This is a genomic window from Rufibacter sp. DG15C, from assembly GCF_001577755.1.
Classification (GTDB): Bacteria; Bacteroidota; Bacteroidia; order Cytophagales; family Hymenobacteraceae; genus Nibribacter.
This window is the reverse complement of the sequence record NZ_CP010776.1, coordinates 4,028,634-4,050,825: the sequence shown is the minus strand read 5'-3', so window position 1 is coordinate 4,050,825 and position 22,192 is coordinate 4,028,634. Positions and strand designations below refer to the sequence as shown.

Annotated in this window: 19 protein-coding genes; 17 read left to right on the top strand and 2 right to left on the bottom strand. The window is 46.8% G+C overall.

The annotated features are described in order from the left end of the window. Positions 1-304: 304 nt before the first annotated feature. Positions 305-628, top strand: a complete 324-nt coding sequence (locus tag TH61_RS17340; RefSeq protein WP_231862260.1) for a phytanoyl-CoA dioxygenase family protein — start codon at positions 305-307, stop codon at positions 626-628. A gap of 279 nt (positions 629-907) precedes the next feature. Here the strand turns inward: TH61_RS17340 and TH61_RS17335 are convergent, their stop codons facing one another. Further along, complete coding sequence (locus TH61_RS17335; protein WP_066512163.1) at positions 908-3,178, bottom strand: T9SS type A sorting domain-containing protein; 2,271 nt, start codon at positions 3,176-3,178, stop codon at positions 908-910. 1,072 nt (positions 3,179-4,250) lie between these two features. Here TH61_RS17335 and TH61_RS17330 point away from each other — a divergent pair. Beyond that, complete coding sequence (locus tag TH61_RS17330; RefSeq protein WP_066512161.1) at positions 4,251-5,552, top strand: polysaccharide lyase; 1,302 nt, start codon at positions 4,251-4,253, stop codon at positions 5,550-5,552. Positions 5,553-5,907: 355 nt separating this feature from the next. Here TH61_RS17330 and TH61_RS17325 read toward each other — a convergent pair whose 3' ends face one another. Continuing rightward, entirely contained in the window at positions 5,908-6,831 is a 924-nt protein-coding gene (locus TH61_RS17325; protein ID WP_066512152.1) for a hypothetical protein, read from the bottom strand. A 290-nt stretch (positions 6,832-7,121) separates the two neighbouring features. On the opposite strand from TH61_RS17325, the gene TH61_RS17320 reads away from it, so the two are divergent. From TH61_RS17320 to TH61_RS17250, 15 genes are all read left to right on the top strand, one after another. Continuing rightward, the gene (locus TH61_RS17320; RefSeq protein ID WP_066512151.1) at positions 7,122-7,643 is read left to right on the top strand and encodes a cytochrome c family protein; all 522 of its coding nucleotides are present in this window, start codon (positions 7,122-7,124) and stop codon (positions 7,641-7,643) included. Between the two features lie 25 nt (positions 7,644-7,668). Further along, positions 7,669-9,702, top strand: coding sequence for a Sec-dependent nitrous-oxide reductase (nosZ, locus tag TH61_RS17315; RefSeq protein WP_066512150.1), 2,034 nt, complete (start codon positions 7,669-7,671; stop codon positions 9,700-9,702). Between the two features lie 281 nt (positions 9,703-9,983). Further along, positions 9,984-10,526, top strand: coding sequence for a hypothetical protein (locus tag TH61_RS17310; RefSeq protein ID WP_231862259.1), 543 nt, complete (start codon positions 9,984-9,986; stop codon positions 10,524-10,526). 32 nt (positions 10,527-10,558) lie between these two features. Continuing rightward, complete coding sequence (locus TH61_RS17305; protein WP_231862258.1) at positions 10,559-10,984, top strand: nitrous oxide reductase accessory protein NosL; 426 nt, start codon at positions 10,559-10,561, stop codon at positions 10,982-10,984. Continuing rightward, a complete protein-coding gene (locus TH61_RS17300) occupies positions 10,968-12,266 on the top strand; it encodes a nitrous oxide reductase family maturation protein NosD (protein WP_066512145.1) in 1,299 nt (432 codons plus the stop codon). Before TH61_RS17305 ends, TH61_RS17300 begins: the two co-directional genes overlap by 17 nt. Continuing rightward, positions 12,229-12,936 (top strand): ABC transporter ATP-binding protein, encoded by a 708-nt coding sequence (locus TH61_RS17295; protein WP_066512144.1) that lies wholly within the window; start codon positions 12,229-12,231, stop codon positions 12,934-12,936. The genes TH61_RS17300 and TH61_RS17295 overlap by 38 nt, the downstream gene beginning before the upstream one ends. A 3-nt stretch (positions 12,937-12,939) precedes the next feature. Beyond that, positions 12,940-13,707: an ABC transporter permease subunit gene (locus TH61_RS17290; RefSeq protein ID WP_066512139.1), complete on the top strand. Its 768-nt coding sequence runs from the start codon at positions 12,940-12,942 to the stop codon at positions 13,705-13,707. Positions 13,708-14,016: 309 nt separating this feature from the next. Next, complete coding sequence (locus TH61_RS17285) at positions 14,017-15,234, top strand: hypothetical protein (protein ID WP_157600748.1); 1,218 nt, start codon at positions 14,017-14,019, stop codon at positions 15,232-15,234. Between the two features lie 453 nt (positions 15,235-15,687). After that, positions 15,688-16,647, top strand: coding sequence for an iron-sulfur cluster repair di-iron protein (gene ric, locus TH61_RS17280; RefSeq protein WP_066512134.1), 960 nt, complete (start codon positions 15,688-15,690; stop codon positions 16,645-16,647). 71 nt (positions 16,648-16,718) lie between these two features. Beyond that, complete coding sequence (locus TH61_RS17275; RefSeq protein WP_066512128.1) at positions 16,719-17,222, top strand: hemerythrin domain-containing protein; 504 nt, start codon at positions 16,719-16,721, stop codon at positions 17,220-17,222. Positions 17,223-17,224: 2 nt separating this feature from the next. Then, on the top strand, positions 17,225-18,055 hold the full coding sequence (locus TH61_RS17270) for a DUF2249 domain-containing protein (RefSeq protein WP_066512125.1): 831 nt from the start codon (positions 17,225-17,227) through the stop codon (positions 18,053-18,055). Beyond that, positions 18,048-19,355 carry a hypothetical protein gene (locus tag TH61_RS17265; protein ID WP_066512122.1) on the top strand — a complete coding sequence of 436 codons (1,308 nt, stop codon included), beginning with the start codon at positions 18,048-18,050 and terminating at the stop codon, positions 19,353-19,355. Before TH61_RS17270 ends, TH61_RS17265 begins: the two co-directional genes overlap by 8 nt. Beyond that, complete coding sequence (locus tag TH61_RS17260; RefSeq protein ID WP_066512118.1) at positions 19,336-19,650, top strand: metal-sulfur cluster assembly factor; 315 nt, start codon at positions 19,336-19,338, stop codon at positions 19,648-19,650. The genes TH61_RS17265 and TH61_RS17260 overlap by 20 nt, the downstream gene beginning before the upstream one ends. A 48-nt stretch (positions 19,651-19,698) precedes the next feature. Beyond that, positions 19,699-20,175 carry an Rrf2 family transcriptional regulator gene (locus TH61_RS17255; protein ID WP_066512115.1) on the top strand — a complete coding sequence of 159 codons (477 nt, stop codon included), beginning with the start codon at positions 19,699-19,701 and terminating at the stop codon, positions 20,173-20,175. Between the two features lie 370 nt (positions 20,176-20,545). Beyond that, positions 20,546-21,973, top strand: a complete 1,428-nt coding sequence (locus TH61_RS17250) for a glycoside hydrolase family 125 protein (protein ID WP_066512113.1) — start codon at positions 20,546-20,548, stop codon at positions 21,971-21,973. Positions 21,974-22,192 lie beyond the last annotated feature (219 nt).

The following is a 22,192-nucleotide window of genomic DNA, read 5'->3' as shown; positions in this document are numbered from 1 at the left end:
AGAAGTTAAAACTGATGCCACCATGAACTTCTCTAGAAGATAGTATTGGGTACTGCTTAATTTTAAGAGCAAGCAAATATCGATTGTGTTTATTAAACACTATTTCCCTGCCTAATTATCCATCCAGACTCCTTTGTTTAATCATTAGCTCGTTTATCTGTTTAAGAAAAAATTGCATCACATCAATGGAGAAGGTCCATATATTGGAGTCTTCCCAATTTATAGTAAGGATTTCTTATCCTGCACCCAACTCTATATTTAAATATTACTTCTTGGCTGGACCAACAAATCCGGACTGACAAGCGTGATCCCACCGTTGGATTACCTGCACAAAGCGGTTACGGTGCGCGTGCACTTGGATGATACAGATGAGAAGAACGGGGCCCTGCGGGTCATTCCTAAAACCCATTTCAGCATTCTAGCGCATGATGAAATAAACACCCTGCGGGAGGCTGCTGAAAGCAAGTGCTGCAAAGTATTGAAAGGAGGTGCACACCTAATGAAACCACTTACCCTGCATGCATCCTCCAAGACTGTAAATGAAAAGCACCGCCGCGTGATCCACCTGGAGTTCAACTGCTTGGATCTGCCGGAAGGATTGGAGTGGTTAGAACGGGAGAGAATCTAACAGCATAAAATCTGAGGGTCCCTCAAAACGAAAGCTTGACGAATCCTCAGATTCATTCTTCTTATTTGGAATTGGCCATGGCTATAATCTCAGCCAGATCTACTTGTATAAAGTTTGATATTTCCCTGTCTGCGTCCACCAGATAATGAGCCACTTACGAGGTAAAACTTGTGAGTGGCTTTTTTGTTTCCCTTTCGTTTAGAAGCTAAATTCGAGGAATTCGCAATTTTTCTGCAAAAAAAACGCCTTTTGCCTCATTAATCCTGCTTCAAAATTGGCCTAATCAGTATTCTTCACTAAGCGAATGGTCTTAGTGCCAGACTCTGTTGTCATTCTAACAAAATAAAGTCCTGCTGTCAAGTCAGTTCCGTCAATTTCAAGGTGAACCATTGCGCTCTTGTTGACCTTGCCTTTGCCTATTGTGCGAATGTGGTTACCCCTACCATCGAAGAGGTCAGCCGAGAATTCAGAATCCCATTGGAGAGAAAAACGAAGATTGGTGTTGCGAGTGAAAGGATTGGGGAAAGCTTCTGGCGCTTTGATAAGCTCATTACTAACAACAACTGCCTGGCTAGAGGCGGCCATAGTTCCTGCGTCAGAAACCAGAAAGCCCACTGCCTTCAAGGCAGAACTGCTCACGTCCGTGGCAACCAATACAGTCTCTGAGGAGAAGCGGTTTTTAGTGCTGCTAACATAGTTGTACAAACCGCTGAGCAAGGTGATGGGTGAGCTGAAAGTGATGTTGGCAAGCGAAGACTCCCGGTAGAGCAGATCGCCCCCGTTTTCCTTGGAGGTATAGGCTACCCTTATTTTCCCAACAGCCTCGTTCAGCAAGGCGATGGGCCTGGTGCCTTCATATTCTGAGACTTCATACAAAGGATCCCATGCCCCAGACGGGCGGCGCACCAGCAGGGCTAGCTTCGTAAAGTCCGGCGCATCATACCCGGTCTTCACCGCGCAATAGAGGGTGCCGTCCCCAGCTATGGCTATGTTAAGGTGATCATCAGCCATGCCAGCGCCCATGTTCAAAGCCGAGGCGGCAGCGGGACTTTCGTCCGCCGACCAAGAGGAAGGAGACGCCCCATCTGCGTGAGTCCTAAATCCGAACCGCTTAGTGTTTTGATTAGACCAAAGAACGCCTACTTTCCCAGGCATGGCAACCAAGCTTGTGATGTCATCTGGTTTGGTACCGGTGGCCACCACTATGGGTAGGTTCCAATTGGAATAGGGAGCGTCGGACCACCGTATGTTTACATTTCCTGCATCATCGTCAGAAGCGATCCACATGCGGCCAATGCCGTCAATGTCCATGGTGGCGGTCTCCGCGCCGTCCTCAAACTCAATGGATGCTCTGGCGGTCCGCTGGGTCCAGAGTTGGTAGGTGCCCAAGGAGGCATTGTACTCCAGAGAAACAAGGTAAGAAGTATTGTCACCCCGGAAGAGGAGCACATGGGTCAGGCTGCCCACCGCCTTGCAGTCGGCGCGGGCCTTGGTGCTAGAGGAAAGGCGTAGCAGGCGCGTCCAAGAGGTTCCGTCTAGCCGCCAAAGATAGATGCCATCTGAGGTGGTTAGGACCGTCCAATACTTGCCAGCGTAAGACCATACTTTGGACTGCGGTTTGTCTGCAGTATTAGTAGTGATGGATGTGGGAGTGAGATGAGTCACTGCTGCAAATCCAGTGCCTCCAGAAGTAGGAGCCTGAAGGGTGTAGCTCTCGCCTGAGGAAAAGCCGCCAGAGATAGCATTGGAAGAGGCGTCTGTAATGCCATTGCCTGACGTTTTAAGGTCCAGCCTCAAACTGCCTGCTCCTGCGGTGTTCATCCCCACGTCATACTGCGACCCCGCCGTGCCTACACTGGTAATTCCTGTGATTGTGCCGGAGGCGGTGTTGGTGGTGGCAAGGCTGAAGTCACCGGTAGATACCCCTGTAACTCTTTCTGAGAAGGTGACTCTGAAGGTTACCGGACCAGGAGGTGTCACGGAAGAGGTAGGATTCTGACGTAAAATACTTACCACGTAAGGAGGGGTGACATCTCCTCCGCCAGATCCAGTCTGGCTAGAGGACAATTGCAGGTCAAAGGCCATGTCTGAAGTATTGATCTTGGACTGATGGACCTCAACGGCGATTACATTAGTGCCACTCACAAACGCTGAAGAGTTGATGGTAAATGTGAGGGTTTTGGAGCCGTCCCCACTGGAGCTGATAGCGGTTAGGGTATTATAGGTGATAGTGCCAGTGGGCATGTTAATGCGGTGCATCTCTACGCCGTTTACGTATATGACGGCGCCATCATCCAGTCTTATATTAGCAGAGATGGATCCCAGCGTGCCTGGGTCTGGGAGGGAGATGGTTTTTCTGAAATAGGTGGTAATGTATTTATTGCTAGCATCAGGACCATAGCCTACCAGAGTGGCCGCGTCCACGATGCCATACCCAAACTTGCCCACTCCTGTTTTCCAGGCTGAGCTGTTGAAGGTAGGGGATTGCCAGGCGGTTCCTTGGTTGGAGCCATCGTCTAGGTACTGCCAAGACGATCCAAACGGTACCATGGTATTCTGAGCTTTCGCATTTGAAACAAAAAGTGCTATCAATGCGACAAGGATAAAGAAGCCTTTTCTCATATCAATTTCACTTAGTCAACCAAACACATATCAATCAAGGGGCAACATCCGAAGAGAACGGATCAAAGAGGAGATTCCTGCGCAAAGCGCCTATTTTAAAGGTTATTGGTGCTAGGAAGGGGCTTGCGTAGGCCTCGCCATGGGCGCAATGTGGCGGTAAATTTAACCCAGTAAATAGCAGGCTTAGATGGACTGCAAACTGTAGAGGAGCTAGTGGCAATTAGCTAATAGTCTATACGAAATGCCATTGCTCCGGTTAATGAATACCTACTGAATTGATAATAAGGCTTTTCAGAACTGGGGGTTGACTACTTGTCTTGGTTAGAGGAGCTTGGATTGGTTACTCAGGTTCCTCGCCTGAGAACAGATAATGTTAGAGTGATTGTGTCTTTAATGGTATAGTGCAATAATGGGTGTGTAAAGGCTTCTCTTGGCACTCAATAAAACAATAATTAATAAGTTTTTCTGGCAATTATAATAAATCCTTGGTCAGGCGTCCTTGGCAACGAAACTACTATCTAAATTATTGTAAGTAATTAAACTTCAATTACTTGATATACAAAGCACTTCAAAAAAGGTTATGGTGGATTTAAAGAAAGTGTTGTGTCTAATAAAGAAAATTAACCTGTTTTTGTAATGTTTTAATGCAAAATAGCAGGAATAGGTGGTCTTTGAAAAATGTATAAATTTTGTTCCTAACTTTGCCACTACGGAACTGATAATAAGATTGTTGCAGGTTTTCAGGTAATAATTTTTGACTAAGTTGAAGGTTAGAATGCAAATACATGTAGAATGCTCAAGACAGTCAATATGAGTTTAGTGCAGAATTAATAATAGTAAAACTAAAATAGATAGGCGTATATGAGGCACTTTTAGAAGGAAGTAGTGAGGTCAGCTTTCGCTGACTGATTTTTAAACGCTCGGGTCACCCCAATATTACACGATGCCCGGGAGTCAAACCAAACCTTTTACGAAAACCCCTTTATTAACCGAGTTAAACATGAAGTTCAACACCAAATATATCGTATTGCCTTTACTAGTAGGTTTCATCTCAACTTCTTGTGAAAAAGACGAGCTAGAAGAAATGAGCCCAACCTCAGAAGTGTCTTCCACTTCAAATCTTTCTGCCAATTTGATTTATGAAGAGACCATGGAAGGTTCTTCACCTTTCTCTACCGCTCATGGTATGGAGGTAGGCACCATGGATTATGCCTTGCAATTTGTAAACACTCCCGTATGGAGAGGCACCAAGGCGGCCCGCTTTGAGATCAGAAAGGACCAGCCGTTGGTGAATGATGGCAAGAGATCTGAGATTACCATCGTGAAAGGCGCTGAAGGTGACATAACTAAAAATACCTGGTATTCATTTGCCGCTTACTTCCCATCTAAAGGGTACGAGTACGACACGGAGCGTGAGATTATCAACCAGTGGTACCAGAGCGGAAGCCCCTCTACTACGATCAGAACCCAGAAAGACAGAATTACTTTTGAGGTGGGCAACACGCCAGAGACTAGAGTAATCCACGACCTGGGCGCCATCAAAAAAGATACATGGACTGAGTTTGTCCTGCACTTCATCCACTCTCATGGTTCTGACGGACTAGTAGAGATCTGGTTGAATGGCGTGAAGGTGAAGACCATTACCGGTGGTAACATGTATGATGATGTTCTACCTAAGTGGAAAGTGGGTCTTTACAAGTCGGCGTTTAAATACGACGAGACAATCGTGACCAACCGTGTGCTTTACCTAGACAACATCAGAGTGGGTAACGGCAACGCCACCTTCGCTGACATGACTTCTGGTACTGGCTCAGGAACTACTGCTACAACCGGCGGTACTACTACCACTGGCGGCACTACCACTACAACAGGAGGTACCACCACCACTACTGGCGGAACGACTACTACCGGTGGCACAACTACCACCACTACCACTGATGTGCAGAAAGTAGTAAGCTTTACTCTTGTGAATGCCTCTACTAACAAAGACATCATCACTATCCCGAATGGCGGCGTGATAGACATCAGTAACATAGGCACCAACAAATTCAACATCAGAGCCAACACGGCCAAGGCTGGCGGCGTGGTGAAGTTTGTAATGTCTGGTGCTGATAGCGAGACAAGATTAGATGACGCAGTTCCTTATGCCTTATTTGGCGATGACAGAGCTGGCGATTACTACTCTTGGAGCGCTCCAACCGGAAGCTATACTTTGACAGGTACTACCTACACAGGCACCAAGTCTAATTTAGGAACGGTCACTGCACCGGCGTATAGCATTAAGTTCACAATTCAGAAGTAACAAAAATTAATAATGTGATTTCCACTAAGGGGCGGCTGTTTCAGTCGCCCCTTTTTATGTATTCTATTTTGCAGCCAATGGTTAGTTGTATCACCAGTTCAGGCATTTAATCTGATTGAAAAGCATACTGAGAACAATTTTTTGAGCAGAGTAGGGCCGTTTCCAGCTAGGCATACTCCAGCATAGAATTTCCGCATAATCCTGCTCAACAGGGCTAGAATTCGCTTTAAAACCAATCCCTTCGTTTTTGGCCTGTTTCCCAGAATACAGGCCAAAAACGAAGGGATTCTCTATAAATGATTGATGCCTCTTACAATAACCCCACGCTTAATTCAGGCTTGGCCTCAACGCTTTCTTAGAAAAGATAATTCAAATTGACCATGGCGCGTTTGTTGGCGGTGCTGGCGTGATGGCCTTCGGTGTGGGTTATGGGCAATTGCAGGGTTGCCTCAAGGCCTACCTTTTTCACATACACGTTCAGACCCAAATTGGCAAAGAAGGCGTCTCCGGGTTTAGAGTCATGCAGGTCACTAAATTTATCTGCCAGCGCGTGTTCATAATAAAGGCCCGCGCTCGGTAACAGAGTTAGCACGTTTTCTAGCTTGTACCAATAGAAGAGGTTACTAGAGCCGCTAAATCGGTCCCCAAAGCTGTAGCCGTCACTGTTCTCAGAATTAAAGCGGTAAGTGAAATCATTGTTGAGACCCATTTTGCCGTAGCGGACCGTGTAAATGACGTTCACCAAAAAGTCTGTACTACCTGTTCCGGGCTGTAGACTGGTGCTATAACTTTCTTCGCTTCGGTGTAAGGAATGCGTGCCAGTAGGCAGTTTTACCCCGCCTCCCAATTGTAGGGAATGTTTAAATGCATGCCGAGCACTGTCACCAGTATTAAACAGGGAATAGTTGACCAATAGGGTGATATCTCCTAAGCCAGAATACTTAGTGGTGCCCCTAGAGCTGCGCTCTTCATTGAAGGCATACGGCACAAAGGCCAGCACCTGCACATCTTTCATGGGCACGTATCGGCCCCAAACTTCAGCGGTAGAATACACTTCCTCAATTATGTCTTGATGCGTCATGGGCACGCCGTCATGTTCATGGGTGTGCATGGTCTGGATGGTATAGCTACGGGTAGTAAAGCGGGTGCCTACAAAGTTTTTGTGGAACTGGGGCAGTATGCCCAAATAATTGCCGCCCATGGTGCAGCCACCGTCACAGGCGTAGCTGCTAAAACTAAAGGTGAACAAGAAAAGGCTAAGGAGTAAAATCTTTTTCATGACTTGGGATGGCTAAAGAGTTAATGACAATAAGCTGGTAAAAGGTGCTAGCAGTAGAGGAGAATGCCGCTAACGCTATGCCCTTGGTTTTTCTGGTTATCAAATGGAGTCCTTGCCACAGTATCGCTTATGACCTTATGGTTTGCCAAATGTCTGCGCAAGCCTAGACCCAGAATATGACGAATGTCATTATTAAAAGAGATTTAGGTCTTCTATTGAAAGTCTTTACAAGTTTACCTTTGGCTTACTAATCAACCCAAATAATTAGCCTTACTCTAAAGACCATCCTTATGAAAAAGAACTATTTACATTTAAAATCCAGCCTTAAGCGGCTTGCTCCCCTGTTTATAGGCGGCGTGTTGCTCTTAAGCTGTTCGTCAGAAAAGTCTGAAGGCTACGCTGACCAATACAAGAAAGAACAGGAAGCCACCGCTGATGCTGCTGCACCTGCTGAAGAAGTGGTGGAAGACAATGGCATGGGCATTGGCCCTGTGTCTACGGTACAAGTAGGGGCAGACATTGATCAGGCATTGGCCACCAGCGGCAAGTCTCTGTTTGAAGGCAAATGCTCTGCTTGTCACCAATTATCTGATCAGAAAATAGTGGGTCCAGGCTTAGCGGGTGTTACAGACCGTCGCAAGCCAGAATGGGTAATGAACATGATCATCAACCCAGAGGAGATGACCAAAAAAGACCCGACCGCTAAAAAGCTACTAGCCGAGCACCTAACCCAGATGACCAACCAGAATGTGAACGAGCAGGATGCCCGCGCCCTTCTAGAGTATCTGAGACAGAACGATAAAGCTAACTAAGGCATTTTTCCCAACCCATATCCATATGGAAACTCGATTCAACCAAATTTGTAAATCAGCCCCTAAGGCAGCAGTGCTAGCTGCCGTGGCCATGGGCTCCCTGTTCCAGGGCTGTAGTAAGACACAAGGTTCTGAGGGGGGCGCCACTGCCTCGGCACTATCCTCAGATGCGGCTTCACAAGTGTATGTGGCGCCCGGTAAGCATGATGAGCTGTATTCGTTCTTGTCAGGTGGTTTCAACGGGCAGGTGTCTGTGTACGGGCTTCCGTCTGGCAGGCTCTTAAAGATCATCCCGGTTTTTTCTCAGCACGCAGAAAATGGCTACGGCTACAATGAAGAGTCTAAGGCTATGTTGCAAACCTCACATGGCTTTGTGCCTTGGGATGACTTGCACCACCCTAAACTCTCCCGCGCCAACGGCACCACAGATGGGCGCTGGCTATTTGTAAACGGCAACAACACGCCTCGGGTAGCCCGCGTGGACCTCACCACCTTTGAGACGGTGGAGATCATGGAAATTCCTAACAGTGCCGGTAACCACTGCTCGCCATACCCTACCAACAACAATGAGTATGTGATAGCGGGGACTCGCTTTAGTGTGCCCCTGGACATGAAAGGCGGTACCAAAGACGTAAGTTTGAAGGACTATGAGAAGGAGTTTAGAGGTTCTATCTCCTTCATTAAAGTAGACCAGGAGAAAGGCGACATGGACCTGGACTTCCAGATTCTGGTACCGGGTTTTGACTATGATTTGGCCAACGGCGGCAAAGGTCCTTCTGAGGAATGGGTGTTCTTTACTACCTACAACTCTGAGAAGTCTGGTACCTTAAAAGAGGTAGGCGCGTCACAGAATGACAAAGACTACTTAGCGGCTATAAACTGGAAACTGGCGGCTAAATACGCGAAAGAAGGCAAAGCCCGCGAAATGCCCGCGTACTACTATCACAACAAGATGGACAAAGGCACCCACATGGCCAAGTCAACCATCAAGAGAAAAGTGCGGTACCTGCTGCCCGAAGACTGCCCAGGTATGATGTACCTTTTGCCAGCGCCTAAGTCGCCTCACGGTATTGACGTAGACCCAACCGGTGAGCACATGGTAGTAAGTGGAAAATTAGCCTCTGCCATTCCTGTGTTCTCCTTCTCAAAAATGCAGGCTGCCATTAAAAACAAGCAGTTTGACGGCGAGAAAAACGGCATTCCAGTGCTTAAGTATGAGTCTGTTTTGGCCGCCGAAGTGAAAGAGCCAGGCCTTGGACCGTTGCACACAGAGTTTGACGGAAAAGGAAACGCTTATACCTCTATGTTTGTGTCTTCTGAGATTGTGAAATGGAGATTAAAGGACTTTAAAGTAGTAGACAGAATACCAGTGTATTATTCTGTGGGCCACTTGATGATTCCGGGTGGTGACACCAAAGAACCGTATGGCAAATACTTGGTGGCCATGAACAAAATCACCAAAGACCGCTATTTGCCAACCGGTCCAGAACTAGCCCACGCCGCGCAATTGATTGACATTAGCGGTGAGAAGATGAAAATGCTCTTAGACTTCCCAACGGTGGCAGAACCACACTATGCACAGGCCATCAAAGCAGATATGATTGCGCCTAAGAGTGTGAAATTCCACAAGCTGGATGAGAACAGACACCCGCACGCTGTCAAAAAAGAGGCAGACGTAAGTGTGAAGCGCCAAGGCAACGTGGTACATGTGAACATGACCGCCATCAGAAGCCACATGACCCCAGACAACATTGAAGGCATCCAAACGGGTGACACGGTTTACTTCCACGTGACCAACCTAGAGCAAGACTGGGACGTGCCGCATGGTTTTGCCCTAATGGGTGCCAATACTTCTGAAACTCTGATTATGCCAGGCGCTACGCAAACCCTTAAATGGGTAGCCAAGAAAGAAGGGGTGTTCCCGTTCTATTGCACTGACTTCTGCTCTGCCCTGCACCAGGAAATGCAAGGGTACGTGAGGGTTTCTCCTAAAGGATCTAACGTTCCCATTGCGTTCTCTACCGGCAAGAAAAAACCTGCCACGGTAGCTGCTAAATAAGTAAAAGATGGAGGTGGAAACGCAAGTGACCACCTCCAAAACTTATGATTGATTTTGGCCTGTTTTCTAGAAAATAAGCCGAAATCAACCCGCATGTAGAAGAAGGATGCCTCTGGGAATGTCGTTTTAGGCTATTTTCTAGAAAACAGGCCAAAAATGGCACTACCCAAGGGCATCCTTTCTACTTTTTCCCTTCATCTAACCGCAACAAGATGAGAACCTCTTTTAGAGTCCTAATGGCTGTAGCCGCCTTATCGCTAGGTTTATTGTTCCTCTTTCCTATGTGGAAGATTTACCTGACCGCCCCTCAATACCCAGAAGGGCTGGAACTGCACATCTGGGTGAACAAGCTCTCTGGCAACTCAGAAGGAGTTCTGCAAAACTTCAACATCCTCAATCATTACATCGGGATGGAGCCCATCCACGCTGAATCCTTTGCTGAGCTAAAGTATATGCCCTACATAGTCATTGGGTTTATGGTGACCGGCCTCTTGGTCGCTTTGCTGGGGAAACCTAAACTGGTCCTTACCTGGTCACTACTACTTACGGTGGCGGGTTGTGCCGGTCTTCTTGACTTCTACCTTTGGCTCAATAGATTTGGCACCAACCTTAGTCCCATGGCCCCCATTAAAGTGCCAGGCATGACCTACGTGCCGCCTTTCTTGGGCAGTAAACAGCTGCTTAATTTTAGTGCTTTTTCTATGCCTTCTTGGGGTGGTTTTGGGATTGGTCTGGCCATTGCCCTTTCTCTGGCGGTGTATTTTTTCACAAGAAACTCTAATCAAAAAACTATCATCTCCCCTAAGAAATCTGTTCTGGTATGAGAGTGTTTCTTCAAGTACTTGCGTTGTTGGCAATGAGTGTAGCTTTGGCTAGTTGTTCCAAAGAGCCGCAAGCCATTCCTTATGGATCGGCTAACTGTGTTCACTGTAACATGACGGTGGCAGATAATCGGTTTGGAGCTGAACTGGTGAACGACAAAGGCAAGCCTTACTTCTTTGACTCTTCTGAATGCCTGATGGCCTATGTAAACGAGCATGCAGCAGAGGGTGATAAAGCTGCTCATTTATTGGTTACAGATTACACGCAAACACCTACTTTAATCAATGCCCAAGAGGCGCTTTTTTTACAGTCAAAGGCAATTGCCAGCCCAATGGGCATGCACTTGGTGGCCATTAAGAGCAAAGCGGTGGCTGCCCAAATGCAGCAAGAGCAAGACGGTAGAATCCTTACCTGGAACCAGGCCTTAGAGGCGGTGCAAAAAAATGAGAGACCTGAGTAAGCCAACATATTTTTATCTGTGCGTTTTGCTTCTGCTGGTTGGGGGGCAGAACGTGTTTGGTGGTACCCTCCAAGTATGCGCGTCCTGTCCTATTAAATCTGTGAAGCAGGCCGTCAACCTAGCCAAGCCAGGCGACCGAATTGTGGTTAACGGAGGTATTTACAAAGAAGCGGGCATTGTGATTGCAAAATCCATTCAACTAATAGGGCAGAACAATCCCGTAATTGACGGAAACTTCAAAGGACAGATAATTACCATTTTGGCAGATGGGGTAGTAGTGCAGGGTTTTACCTTAAAAAACGTGGCTACCAGCTATACCCGTGATGATGCCGCCATCAGGGTCATTGAAAGAAGCAATACCAAGATTCTGCAGAATACCATTGTAAACACCTACTTCGGGATTTACCTGCAGAACGCAGACCACAGTGAGATACGCGGCAATGTTGTTGTTGGCAAGGATGTGACAGGATTAAACGAGTCTTCTCTGGGCAATGCCATCCACTTGTGGCAAAGCAACAATGCCGTCATTACCGGCAACAAGGTGCGCGGTCACCGTGACGGCATTTATCTGGAATTCGTGAAAAACAGCCGCGTCAAAGACAACCTTAGCCAGCATAATCTGCGCTACGGTCTGCATTTTATGTTCTCAGATGGCAACGTGTACACGCATAATACCTTTAAAAGAAACGGTGCCGGCGTGGCGGTCATGTACACTAGCAACATTGTCATGGAGCGCAATACGTTTGAGGGCAACTGGGGACCTGCGTCTTATGGTTTGTTGTTGAAGGACATCAGGGATAGTAAAATTCATCACAACACCTTTAGGGAGAATACCACCGGTATTTACATGGAGGGATCTAACCGCCTAGACGTGCGCAGCAATACGTTTGACCGAAACGGCTGGGCCTTGCGCCTCCTCAACAGTTGCATGGATGACGTCTTCCAATACAACAACTTTACAGGAAACTCTTTTGATGTAGGCACCAACGGCAACTCAGCCCTCAATCGCTTTGAGAATAACTATTGGGACAAGTACACTGGCTATGACTTGGACAAAGACAAAGTAGGCGACGTGCCTTACAGGCCCGTGAGCCTCTACAGCATGTTGGTAGAAAAAGTACCTTCTTCTGTAATGTTCATGCGTAGTTTCATGGTAGACCTAATGGACAATGTAGAAAAGGTGTTACCCAGTTTTATACCGGACCAATTGATAGACAAGCGGCCCATGATGAGGAAGATTGACCATGATGACAATAGAAAACTTACGCAAAAGCTACGGTAAGCTGCCCGTGCTCAAGGAGGTGAGCGTGCAGTTTGAGGCAGGGCGCGTGATCTCTATCATTGGCCCTAACGGATCTGGCAAGACTACCATGATTAAATGCATCTTGGGCATGGTGCTGCCAGACGGCGGTGACATTAAAATAAATGGCCAGAGTGTCCTGCACCAGCATGCCTATAGAAGCCAGATGGGATACATGCCCCAGATTGGCCGCTATCCAGAGAATATGAAGATCAGGCAGATCATCTCCATGATAAAAGATATACGGAAGGACGCCCCAGAGATTGACGAAGAGCTGGTTGGCTTGTACGGGCTGGAAGAAATGTATGACAAGCGCATGGGCTCGCTATCTGGTGGTACCAAGCAAAAGGTGAGCGCCGCTCTTTCTTTTCTATTTAACCCCCAGATTCTGATTTTAGATGAGCCCACCGCCGGTTTAGACCCAGTCTCCTCTGAAATCCTGAAAGCCAAAATCCTGAAGGAGAAAAAGAAAGGTAAGCTCATTCTCATCACCTCTCACATCATGAGCGAGGTAGAAGAAGTAGCCGATGAGGTCATGTGCCTCATGGACGGCCAACTGAAGTTCCATGAAACCATTCTGGCCTTAAAAGCCCAGACCCAAGAAGAACGGTTGAGCCGGGCCATTGCCAAAATTATGAACGGAGAGGACTAAGCCATGGGAAAGATCATTAAATACGTCTTCTATGACATTGTGCGCAACAAAGTAGTGCTAGCTTACACAGCCTTTCTGTTGCTGCTTACCATAGGGTTATTCAGTTTGGGTGGCCAGCCAGACAAAGCAGTGCTTAGCCTTTTGAACTTGGTTCTGCTCACGGTGCCCCTCATAAGCATTGTCTTTGCCACCAGCCACTTCTACAATTCATATGAGTTTATGGAGCTGTTAGTCGCGCAGCCTATTCACCGCAGTAAGATATTTATGAGCGAATACCTGGGTGTGGCGTGTTCCTTGTCTGGGGCCTTTGTGCTGGGCGTGGGTTTACCCTTGCTTTTGCTAGGCGCCTCCGTGACTGGATTTTACTTATTATTAACGGGCGTTCTCATTACGTTTATCTTTGTGGCCATGGCCTTTTTGGCATCTGTAATCACACGCGACAAAGCCAAGGGAATAGGGGTGGCATTATTACTGTGGTTTTACTTTGCCTTGATTTATGACGGCATCGTGTTATTTATCCTCTTCTCTTTTAGTGATTACCCATTAGAGAACCCTACCCTGGCGCTTACCGCGCTTAACCCAATTGACCTAGGCCGAATCATAGTGTTGTTGAACCTGGATGTGTCTGCCCTGATGGGATACACCGGTGCACTCTACAAAAGTATCCTTGGCAGCCTCTGGGGAATATCACTGGCCTTCGGGTTGATGCTGCTCTGGATTTTGGTGCCGGTGTTTGCGTCAAAAAGAATTTTCTCTAAAAGAGATATTTAGGGGATTGTTGGTTGTCAAAATGAATGAATATTGGTTTGGGGTAAGGGAGCGTATACCGAAAGGTCTGCGCTCTTTTATTTAGTGGATAAGGTTAGTGCCGTTTTTGGGCTCTTTTTTGGGAAACAGGCCAAAAACGGAAGGCAATCTGCACGTTATTATGGTATGTAAAAGATTGCTTGATGTACGTTTATCCTGATAGCCTACTTTAGCGAAAGTCTAATTGATTAGTGACATTCACATTTCCTCAAGGTTTAAACCTCACGCTTGTCCATGGCTTTTTTGAACCCTCATAATAAACGTAATTGGCTTTTGGTAGCACTGCTTCACTTACTGGTGGTAGCTTCTTTAGGCTTGGTATTGCGGTACATGATGGTGGGTACTGTGCCTGGGGTGAACTACAAATATTTGTTGCATGCGCACTCGCATGTGGCGTTACTGGGGTGGCTGTATTCTGCGGTGACCGTTGCCTTGCAAGTAGTGTTTTTGCCGCCAGAAGTGCATTCAAAAAGAACCTATTCCTGGCAGTTTTGGCTGTCACAAGTGGCCGTGCTGGGCATGCTGTTTAGTTTTCCGGTGCAGGGCTATGCTGCCGTTTCCATCACGTTTAGCACCGCACACATTCTGCTGAGTTATTGGTTTATCTACCAATTTTTAAAAGATGCCAAAGTAGAAGGTATAGCAAAGGGTCAGCATCAAGTTTCGTTTCTGTTTGTACAGGCGAGTTTGTTCTTTTTAACTATTTCCTCTTTGGGGCCTTGGTCCTTGGGGCCAATTATGGCCACTGGTCACAGCGGAAGCTCTTTGTACTACAATGCCATCTATTTTTACCTACACTTCCAGTACAATGGCTGGTTCACCTTTGCTGTGCTGGGCCTGGTCTTTTGGCTTTTAGAGTACAGGCAAATTCCCTTCAGTTTGGGAAAGGGAAGGGCTATTTTTTGGATGCTGTTCTGGGCATGTTTGCCCGAGTACCTGCTGTCTATATTGTGGACCAAGCCCGCAGGCTGGGTATATGTGCTAAGTGGGATTGCGGCCGTCGGTCAGCTGGTAGCTTTAACTCAATTAATCATGCTGCTCTGGCCACAGCGTAAAACTTTGCTTCTGCTTTTTGCCCCGTGGTCCCGTTTTCTAATTACAGGTGCTTTGGCGGCTTTGGCGCTTAAAACCTGTATGCAGGTGGCTACCGCCTTCCCGTACTTTGCAGACCTCGCTTACCAAATCAGGAATTTCATAATTGGGTACCTGCACTTGGTGTTGATTGGGTTCATCAGCTTTTTTCTCTTCGCTTTTTTTGAGGTAGGAGGTTGGCTGATGATTAAAACCAAACTCTCCAAATGGGGCATTGGGCTATTTGTGCTGTCATTCTTAACCACTGAAGGACTGCTCTTTCTTCAAGGGATTTTCTCTTGGGTACAATTTGGTTCACTCCCTCAATACCACCTTCTCTTGTTCATTGCCAGCATCTTCCTGCTCGTAGGAATGCTGTTGTTCTTTTTGAGTCAACTAAGAAAAACTCCACTGGATTAATCTTTCTAAAAAGCAGAACGCACCAGCTTCGGGAAAACTTGATAAGTGTCTTTTCCTTTCCATTTTCTCACTTTTTTGCTTAATCATTTTAGGCCTGTTTTTACCAAATCAGGCCTAAAATGAGACTACACGCTTGACTCTATTCTTTGTCTTGATCTTGATGGTAAAATGCTTTATGCAGTTACTATGCAAGTGGACCAAGTGATGACAACTGTCACTTGCTGGGCTAACTTCTGTCATATGCCTTCAGGCCAGATCTAGGTAAACTTGAATCATCAGTTAAGGCAAGGTTCAGAAGATTTAAAATAATTAAAAACGTCAATTGCAGTTAGTAAGGAGGCTTTTTAAAACCAATGTTCTAATAAAATAATAAAATACCTTTTTGTCTTTTAATTGATAATTTTGCTTTTTACCTTTAGCTCAATGATTTAAAAGACTTAACCAATTACTACCATGAGTACTACAGAAACCATAGACATTTTAGACGTCACTGCAATTGAACCTCGTTTAAAACACCCTACCATTTTTGAGTGGTTTGACCAGTTGTCTGGGGGAGAGGCATTCATTATTCACAATGACCACGACCCTAAGCCGCTCTACTACCAATTGCTTGGGGAGCGGGGCAATGTGTTTAAATGGGAGTACCTAGAACAGGGCCCCGAATTGTGGGAGGTTAAGATCTCAAAACTCACGCCCGTGGAGGAAGAGAGCATTGGAGAACTGGTCGCGAAGGACTTTAGAAAGGCCCAGGTTTTCAAAAAGTACGGGATTGACTTCTGCTGCGGAGGAAAGAAATCCATCACCCAGGTCTGTGAAGAAAAAGGTCTGGACGCTGCCACCATAGAAGAGGAGTTAAACGCCCTAACAGATTCTCCCTCCGTCTCAGAAACCGATTTCCAAAGCTGGGACTTGTCTTTTCTGGCAGATTATATTGTCAATATTCATCACAAGTACGTGCGGGAAGCCATTCCGGCACTATATGAGTACACCGCCAAGATTGCCCGCGTGCACGGTGGCCGGCATCCAGAACTGATAGAAGTAGCCAAGCATTTTACCAATGTGGCTAATGAACTGGAAGCCCACATGCCCAAAGAAGAGCGCGTCTTGTTCCCTTTTATCAAGCAGGTCAATGAGGCCAAGCAAAAAGGCGAGAAGCTGGACCGGCCGGCCTTTGGCACGCTGCAAAACCCCATCAACATGATGGAGATGGAGCATGAGGCCGCTGGCACTGAACTGGAAGCTATCAGGACCCTTACCCATAACTATGCCTTGCCCGAGGATGCTTGTGCCACGTACCAAGTGGCCTTTGCCAAGTTGCAAGAGTTTGAGGATGATTTGTTCCGTCACATCCACTTAGAGAACAACATCTTGTTCCCTAAGGCGCTGGAAATGGAAAAAGAAGTTTTGAAATAGAGGGAAAAGGGCGGGCTAAAGGGGCCTGCCCACTTTCCTGTAACTTTAAAGGGTCAAGGCCCGCCCAAGCCATGGACACACCTATAAAACCTCAAAAAAGAGCCAAAAGCCTGGTCCCGCTTAGTAGGGAGCATCACTTTGGTCTGCTGTTCTGCTGGAAATTAAGACAAGGCTTAAAACTCAATACCCAACTGGAAGTGATGCGTGCCTACGTGCGCTATTTCTGGGATACTGTTCTAAAAAGCCATTGCCTGGAGGAAGAATGGCTTTTAGCCCGCCTGCTGCCCCAAGACCACGAAGTCCTGCAACGACTCAAAGAAGAACACCGCTTGATTGAGGAATTAATACGCCTTATCCAAGAAGGAAGCCCCAAGAACAAAGAGTTGTTCAAAGTACTGGAGAAAGACCTTACTGACCACATCCGGTGGGAGGAACGCGAGCTGTTCCCTCATTTGCAAGCTTTAGTACCCGCAGATGAGTTGGAACTGGCCACCAAAGTACTGGACCACCAACATGCTCCTAGGGAAGATGCCTTTTCCCCTGAGTTCTGGATTCCAAAAGCCAAAGCCGCTTAGCCATGGAAATTGCACCCACTACCAAAATCTCTGCCCTCATCAAGGAGAACCCAGCCGCCATTGACGCCATTGCCTCCATCAACCGGCATTTTGAGAAATTGCGCAACCCAATGTTGCGCAAGATTTTGGCGTCAAGGGTGACCATCTCAGATGCGGCGCGCATAGGTGGTTGCCAAGTAGAGGATTTCTTTAAAAAGCTGGTGCCTTTGGGCTTTGAAGTGAAAATGGAGCCTGTTCAAGAAGTAACCATAGAAAACCCCTCAAAAGGAGCTTACCCTCAATTTTTAAAGAGGCTTTCTGCAGATGGTTTCCTGTATTTAGACGTGCGGGAAGACATAGCCACCGGCAATGATCCCTTTCAGCGCATTATGGCAGCGGTTGAAAAAGTGAATGGGCAAAATGCATTGGTGCTCCAAAACACGTTTGAGCCAACACCTCTCCTTCAAATCCTGCAAAAACGCGGGTTTAAAAGCTATTCAGAAGCCAAAGGTTCTGATCTGGTATACACGTATTTTTGGCGCGAGAGTGAAGAGGCAGTTGTTGTTACGGCAAACAAAAAAGAGGAAGAAACAAACTTTGCCCAACTACTGGCACAGTTTGCCGGCAACCTAAAGGAGATAGACGTGCGCCAATTAGAGATGCCATTGCCTATGGTCACCATACTTCATGAGTTGGAATGGTTGCCTACGGGGCACGCCTTGTATGTCAGGCATAAACGGGTTCCGCAGTTTCTATTGCCACAGCTAGAGAGCAGAGGCTTTCATGTGAGCATACAAGAAGTAGGTCTTGAGGAAGTGTATTTGCTTATTTTTAAACCTTCCCGTCATGAGTAGTGCCACGGCTTCAAACTCTCCTAGCAAATGGGTAGTGCTGCCACATTATGCCTTTGGGGCTGTTTCTTTCTTTGCGTTAACCGTGTTGCTGCTTGTCTCCACAGATGCGTTTGGCGGGCATTACTTTCACCCTAAGCTTTTGACCCTAACCCATGTGGCGGTGTTGGGGTGGGCCACCATGGTTATCTTTGGAGCATTGTACCAATTGTTACCGGTGGTGTTAGAGGGTAAATTGTATAGTGAAAAGCTGGCACTCTGGACCTTTGGTTTGTTAGCGACGGGTACCATTCTGCTGGCATATTCCTTCTGGTTCTTTAGGGTAGGGTGGACTATGCATGTGGCGGGGTGTTGCCTGTTTGTCTCTTTTCTGCTGTTTAACATCAATATTTTCCTTACTGCCAAAAAAGCTCCTAAATGGACGGTAGAGGCAGACTTTATAGTTACTTCGGCGGCTTGGCTGTTGCTAACAGGTTTCATTGGCTTGCTAATGGCAGTTAATTTTTCTTTGCCATTTCTGCCCCAAGACCATGTACACTACTTAAAGCTGCACGCCCACATAGGCATGGCCGGTTGGTTTTTGCTGCTCATCATAGGAGTGGGAGCTAAGCTCATTCCTATGTTTTTGTTATCCCATACGGGTAGTGACAAACCGTTGAACTGGGCTTATAACCTCATCAATGCTGGCTTGGGTCTTTTCTTGTTTGACCATCTTTTATGGCATACCCAATTGTTGCCCTTGTATGCTGCCATGGTTACCAGTGGCCTAGGATTGTTCCTGTATTTCGTGCACACAGCATATAAAACCAAGCAACGGCCAGATCTTGATTTGGGCATGAAACAGACTTTTGTAGCACTTTTCTTACTGCTACTGCCCATGGTGCTGGTATTTGTAGTAAGTAGTCCTGTAGAGTTGCCCAGCACGCTTTTGTCCAGTATTTATTTGGTATATGGCCTCTCTGTTTTTTTGGGTTTTATTACAGCGCTAATTCTGGGGCAGACATTCAAAACGCTTCCTTTCATTGTCTGGATGCATGCCTATGAACACCATGTAGGCCGAGTGAAAACGCCCTTGCCCAAAGACCTGTACAACCATAAACTACTGTTCTGGCAAAACATCTCTTACTTGGTAGGGTTTGTAATTTTAGTGGTTGGGGTACTACTGCGGGAGCAAATCATACTCCTGGCAGGTGCGCTATTCTTAAGCTTAGCGGCCAGCTTATATGCCATCAATGTATTTACGCTGCTGCTACATAAAGTACATGACTTAAAACCCTTTTCCTATGCAAACGCAAGCACCTGATATTGTGGACCAAGTGTTGGATACTCTTAAATACATAATAGATCCAGAGGTAGGCATCAACATAGTGGATTTAGGGTTGGTGTACAAAGTAGAGGTAGAAGAAAAGCTACTTAAAGTAAAGTTAACGCTTACCACCCGCGGCTGCCCCATGAGTGCAACCATTGAGACCGCCACCCAGCAGATATTGAAAAGGAAATTCCCCCTATTAGACATACAAGTGGATCTGGTATGGTGGCCCATGTGGTCGCCAGAAATGATTACGGAAGAAGGTAGACGGCAACTAGAGCAGATGTAATACCTTTGGGATTGTAAACGAACAAGAGGCTAGGACAGAAGAGAACCCATGTTATCAAAGACAACAGAATACGCCCTTCGTGCGATTGTCTATATTGCCCTGAACAACGCCAAGGGCCAACGGTCGGGTATTAAGGAAATTGCCAAAGAATTAGAACTGCCCACTCACTTTATGGGCAAGATTCTACAAGACCTGGTACGCAAAGGAGTGATTGCCTCCATGAAAGGTCCTGGTGGCGGGTTCTATCTGCACCGTCCGGCCAATCAAATCAATGTCTTAGAGGTGGTTCGGACCATTGATGGACTAGAGGCTTTCAGGAAATGCGGAATGGGCATGAAGGAATGCTCAGATACCCATCCTTGTCCGTTGCACGATGATATAAAGCGGTATAGGGACCAATTGCTTAAGACGTTCCGGGACAAAACCATTCAAACCTTGGTAGATGGCATCACCACGGGTAACTACTTTATCACCAACGTCCAAGATCCCGCAGAGTTGAAGTCTCCTGGTATTGGTTTATCCTAGGTCAAAGCGATTTGGATTAGTTTAAACCTGACGGTTTTTAGCATTAAGTTCTGGTCTATTTACTCACAATTTCTTAGCTGCCACCGAAGTTGCTTTTGGTGGCAGTTTCTTTTTAATAAAGGATGAGAAAGTCAAAATATCAACCCCAACTTAACTATTGGTAATACTTTATGGGCAGTATTATTCAGATTATAGCAGATGGCTTCTGACCAAACATTTTTGCATCATTCTTTTCTCATTATCTGTAGGCAAGTAGCAATCACAAGAGTTTTTTATAGATTGAGGCATAATAACTGAGGTGTTTCCTAGAGCAGGTATATCCATCCAATTTGGATGCTTTGCTAACGGAACCTTCAAAAGGAAAGAACGCATGCCCACTAGAAGAGAGTTTGTCAAAAAATCTACCATCGCCACCTTGGGTCTAGCCGCTGTAGGTTTCCCTTTCAACGCTTTAGCAGCTAGTGAGCCGTTCACTAGCAAGCGTCCGGCTTTGGCCAAACGCAACTTCACCAGCAAAGCCATTGAGAAAAAGCTGGCCGAGGTGAAGAAAGCCATCGGTGACAAAGAACTGGCCTGGCTTTTTGAAAACTGCTTCCCCAACACTCTAGACACGACGGTTCATTACAAAGAAGTAAATGGAAAGCCAGATACGTTTGTAATTACCGGCGACATTGAAGCCATGTGGCTACGAGATTCCACGGCCCAAGTGTGGCCGTATTTGCCGTTTACCAAGGAGGAGAAGAAACTGCAAAACTTGGTGGCAGGCGTCATCAATCGGCAGACCAAGTGCATTTTGATTGACCCGTACGCCAACGCCTTCAATGACGGACCCAAAGGCAGTGAGTGGAAATCTGACCTCACCACCATGAAGCCCGAACTGCACGAACGCAAATGGGAAATTGACTCGCTGTGCTATCCCATTAGGCTGGCTTATCATTACTGGAAAACCACTGGTGACATCAGCCCTTTTGATACTGACTGGCAACGGGCCATGCAATTGGTGGTGAAGACATTTAGAGAACAGCAACGCAAAGAGGGCAAAGGCCCTTACACCTTCCAACGCAACACCCCCAAACAAACCGACACCGTTTCGGGCGCCGGCTATGGAAACCCCATCAACCCGGTAGGCTTGATTTGCTCCACGTTCCGGCCCTCAGATGACGCCACCATCTATTTGTTCCTGGTGCCTTCCAATCATTTTGCGGTAACGTCTTTGCGGCAGTTGGCAGAAATGAGTCAGAAAATTACCAAGGACAACCAATTGGCTACTGAGTGCACAAATCTGGCAAACGAAGTAGAAATTGCCTTGGCAAAGTTGGCGGTTGCCGAGCATCTGCAGTACGGAAAGGTGTTTCCGTTTGAGGTAGACGGTTACGGTAATCAACTGTTCATGGATGATGCCAACATTCCTAGCCTGCTGGCCATGCCCTACCTGGGTGCCTGCTCTTTGCAAGACCCTGTGTACCAAAACACGCGCAAGTTCGCGCTGAGCAAAGACAACCCCTGGTACTTCTCGGGCAAGGCTGGCAAAGGCATTGGCGGTCCGCACGTGGGGCCAGATATGATTTGGCCTATGAGCATCATCATGCAAGCCATGACCAGCCAGTCTGAACAGGAAATCAAGGAGTGCCTGCAGACCTTGAAAACCACCCACGCGGGTACGGGCTTCATGCATGAGACCTTCCACAAAGACGACCCAAGCAAGTTCACCAGAGAATGGTTTGCCTGGGCCAACACCCTGTTCGGCGAACTCATTCTGAAGTTGCACGCTGAACGACCGCATCTACTGAAAGCCTAACAATTCCAGATCTTTGAGAGCAGGAGTAAGAGCCGAGTTTCCCATTTGAATACAGATAAGGCATATTATCGTTTTTGGCTTCTTTTCTGGAAAATAAGCTAAAAACGGAAGAGCGTGGACTTCAAAAGTGAGGCTTAAAACCTAGTCAATTTTATGGGAGGCACGGCATAGGGTACTTCATGAAAGAATATTCGACAACAGATTCCTACAGCATTTAAA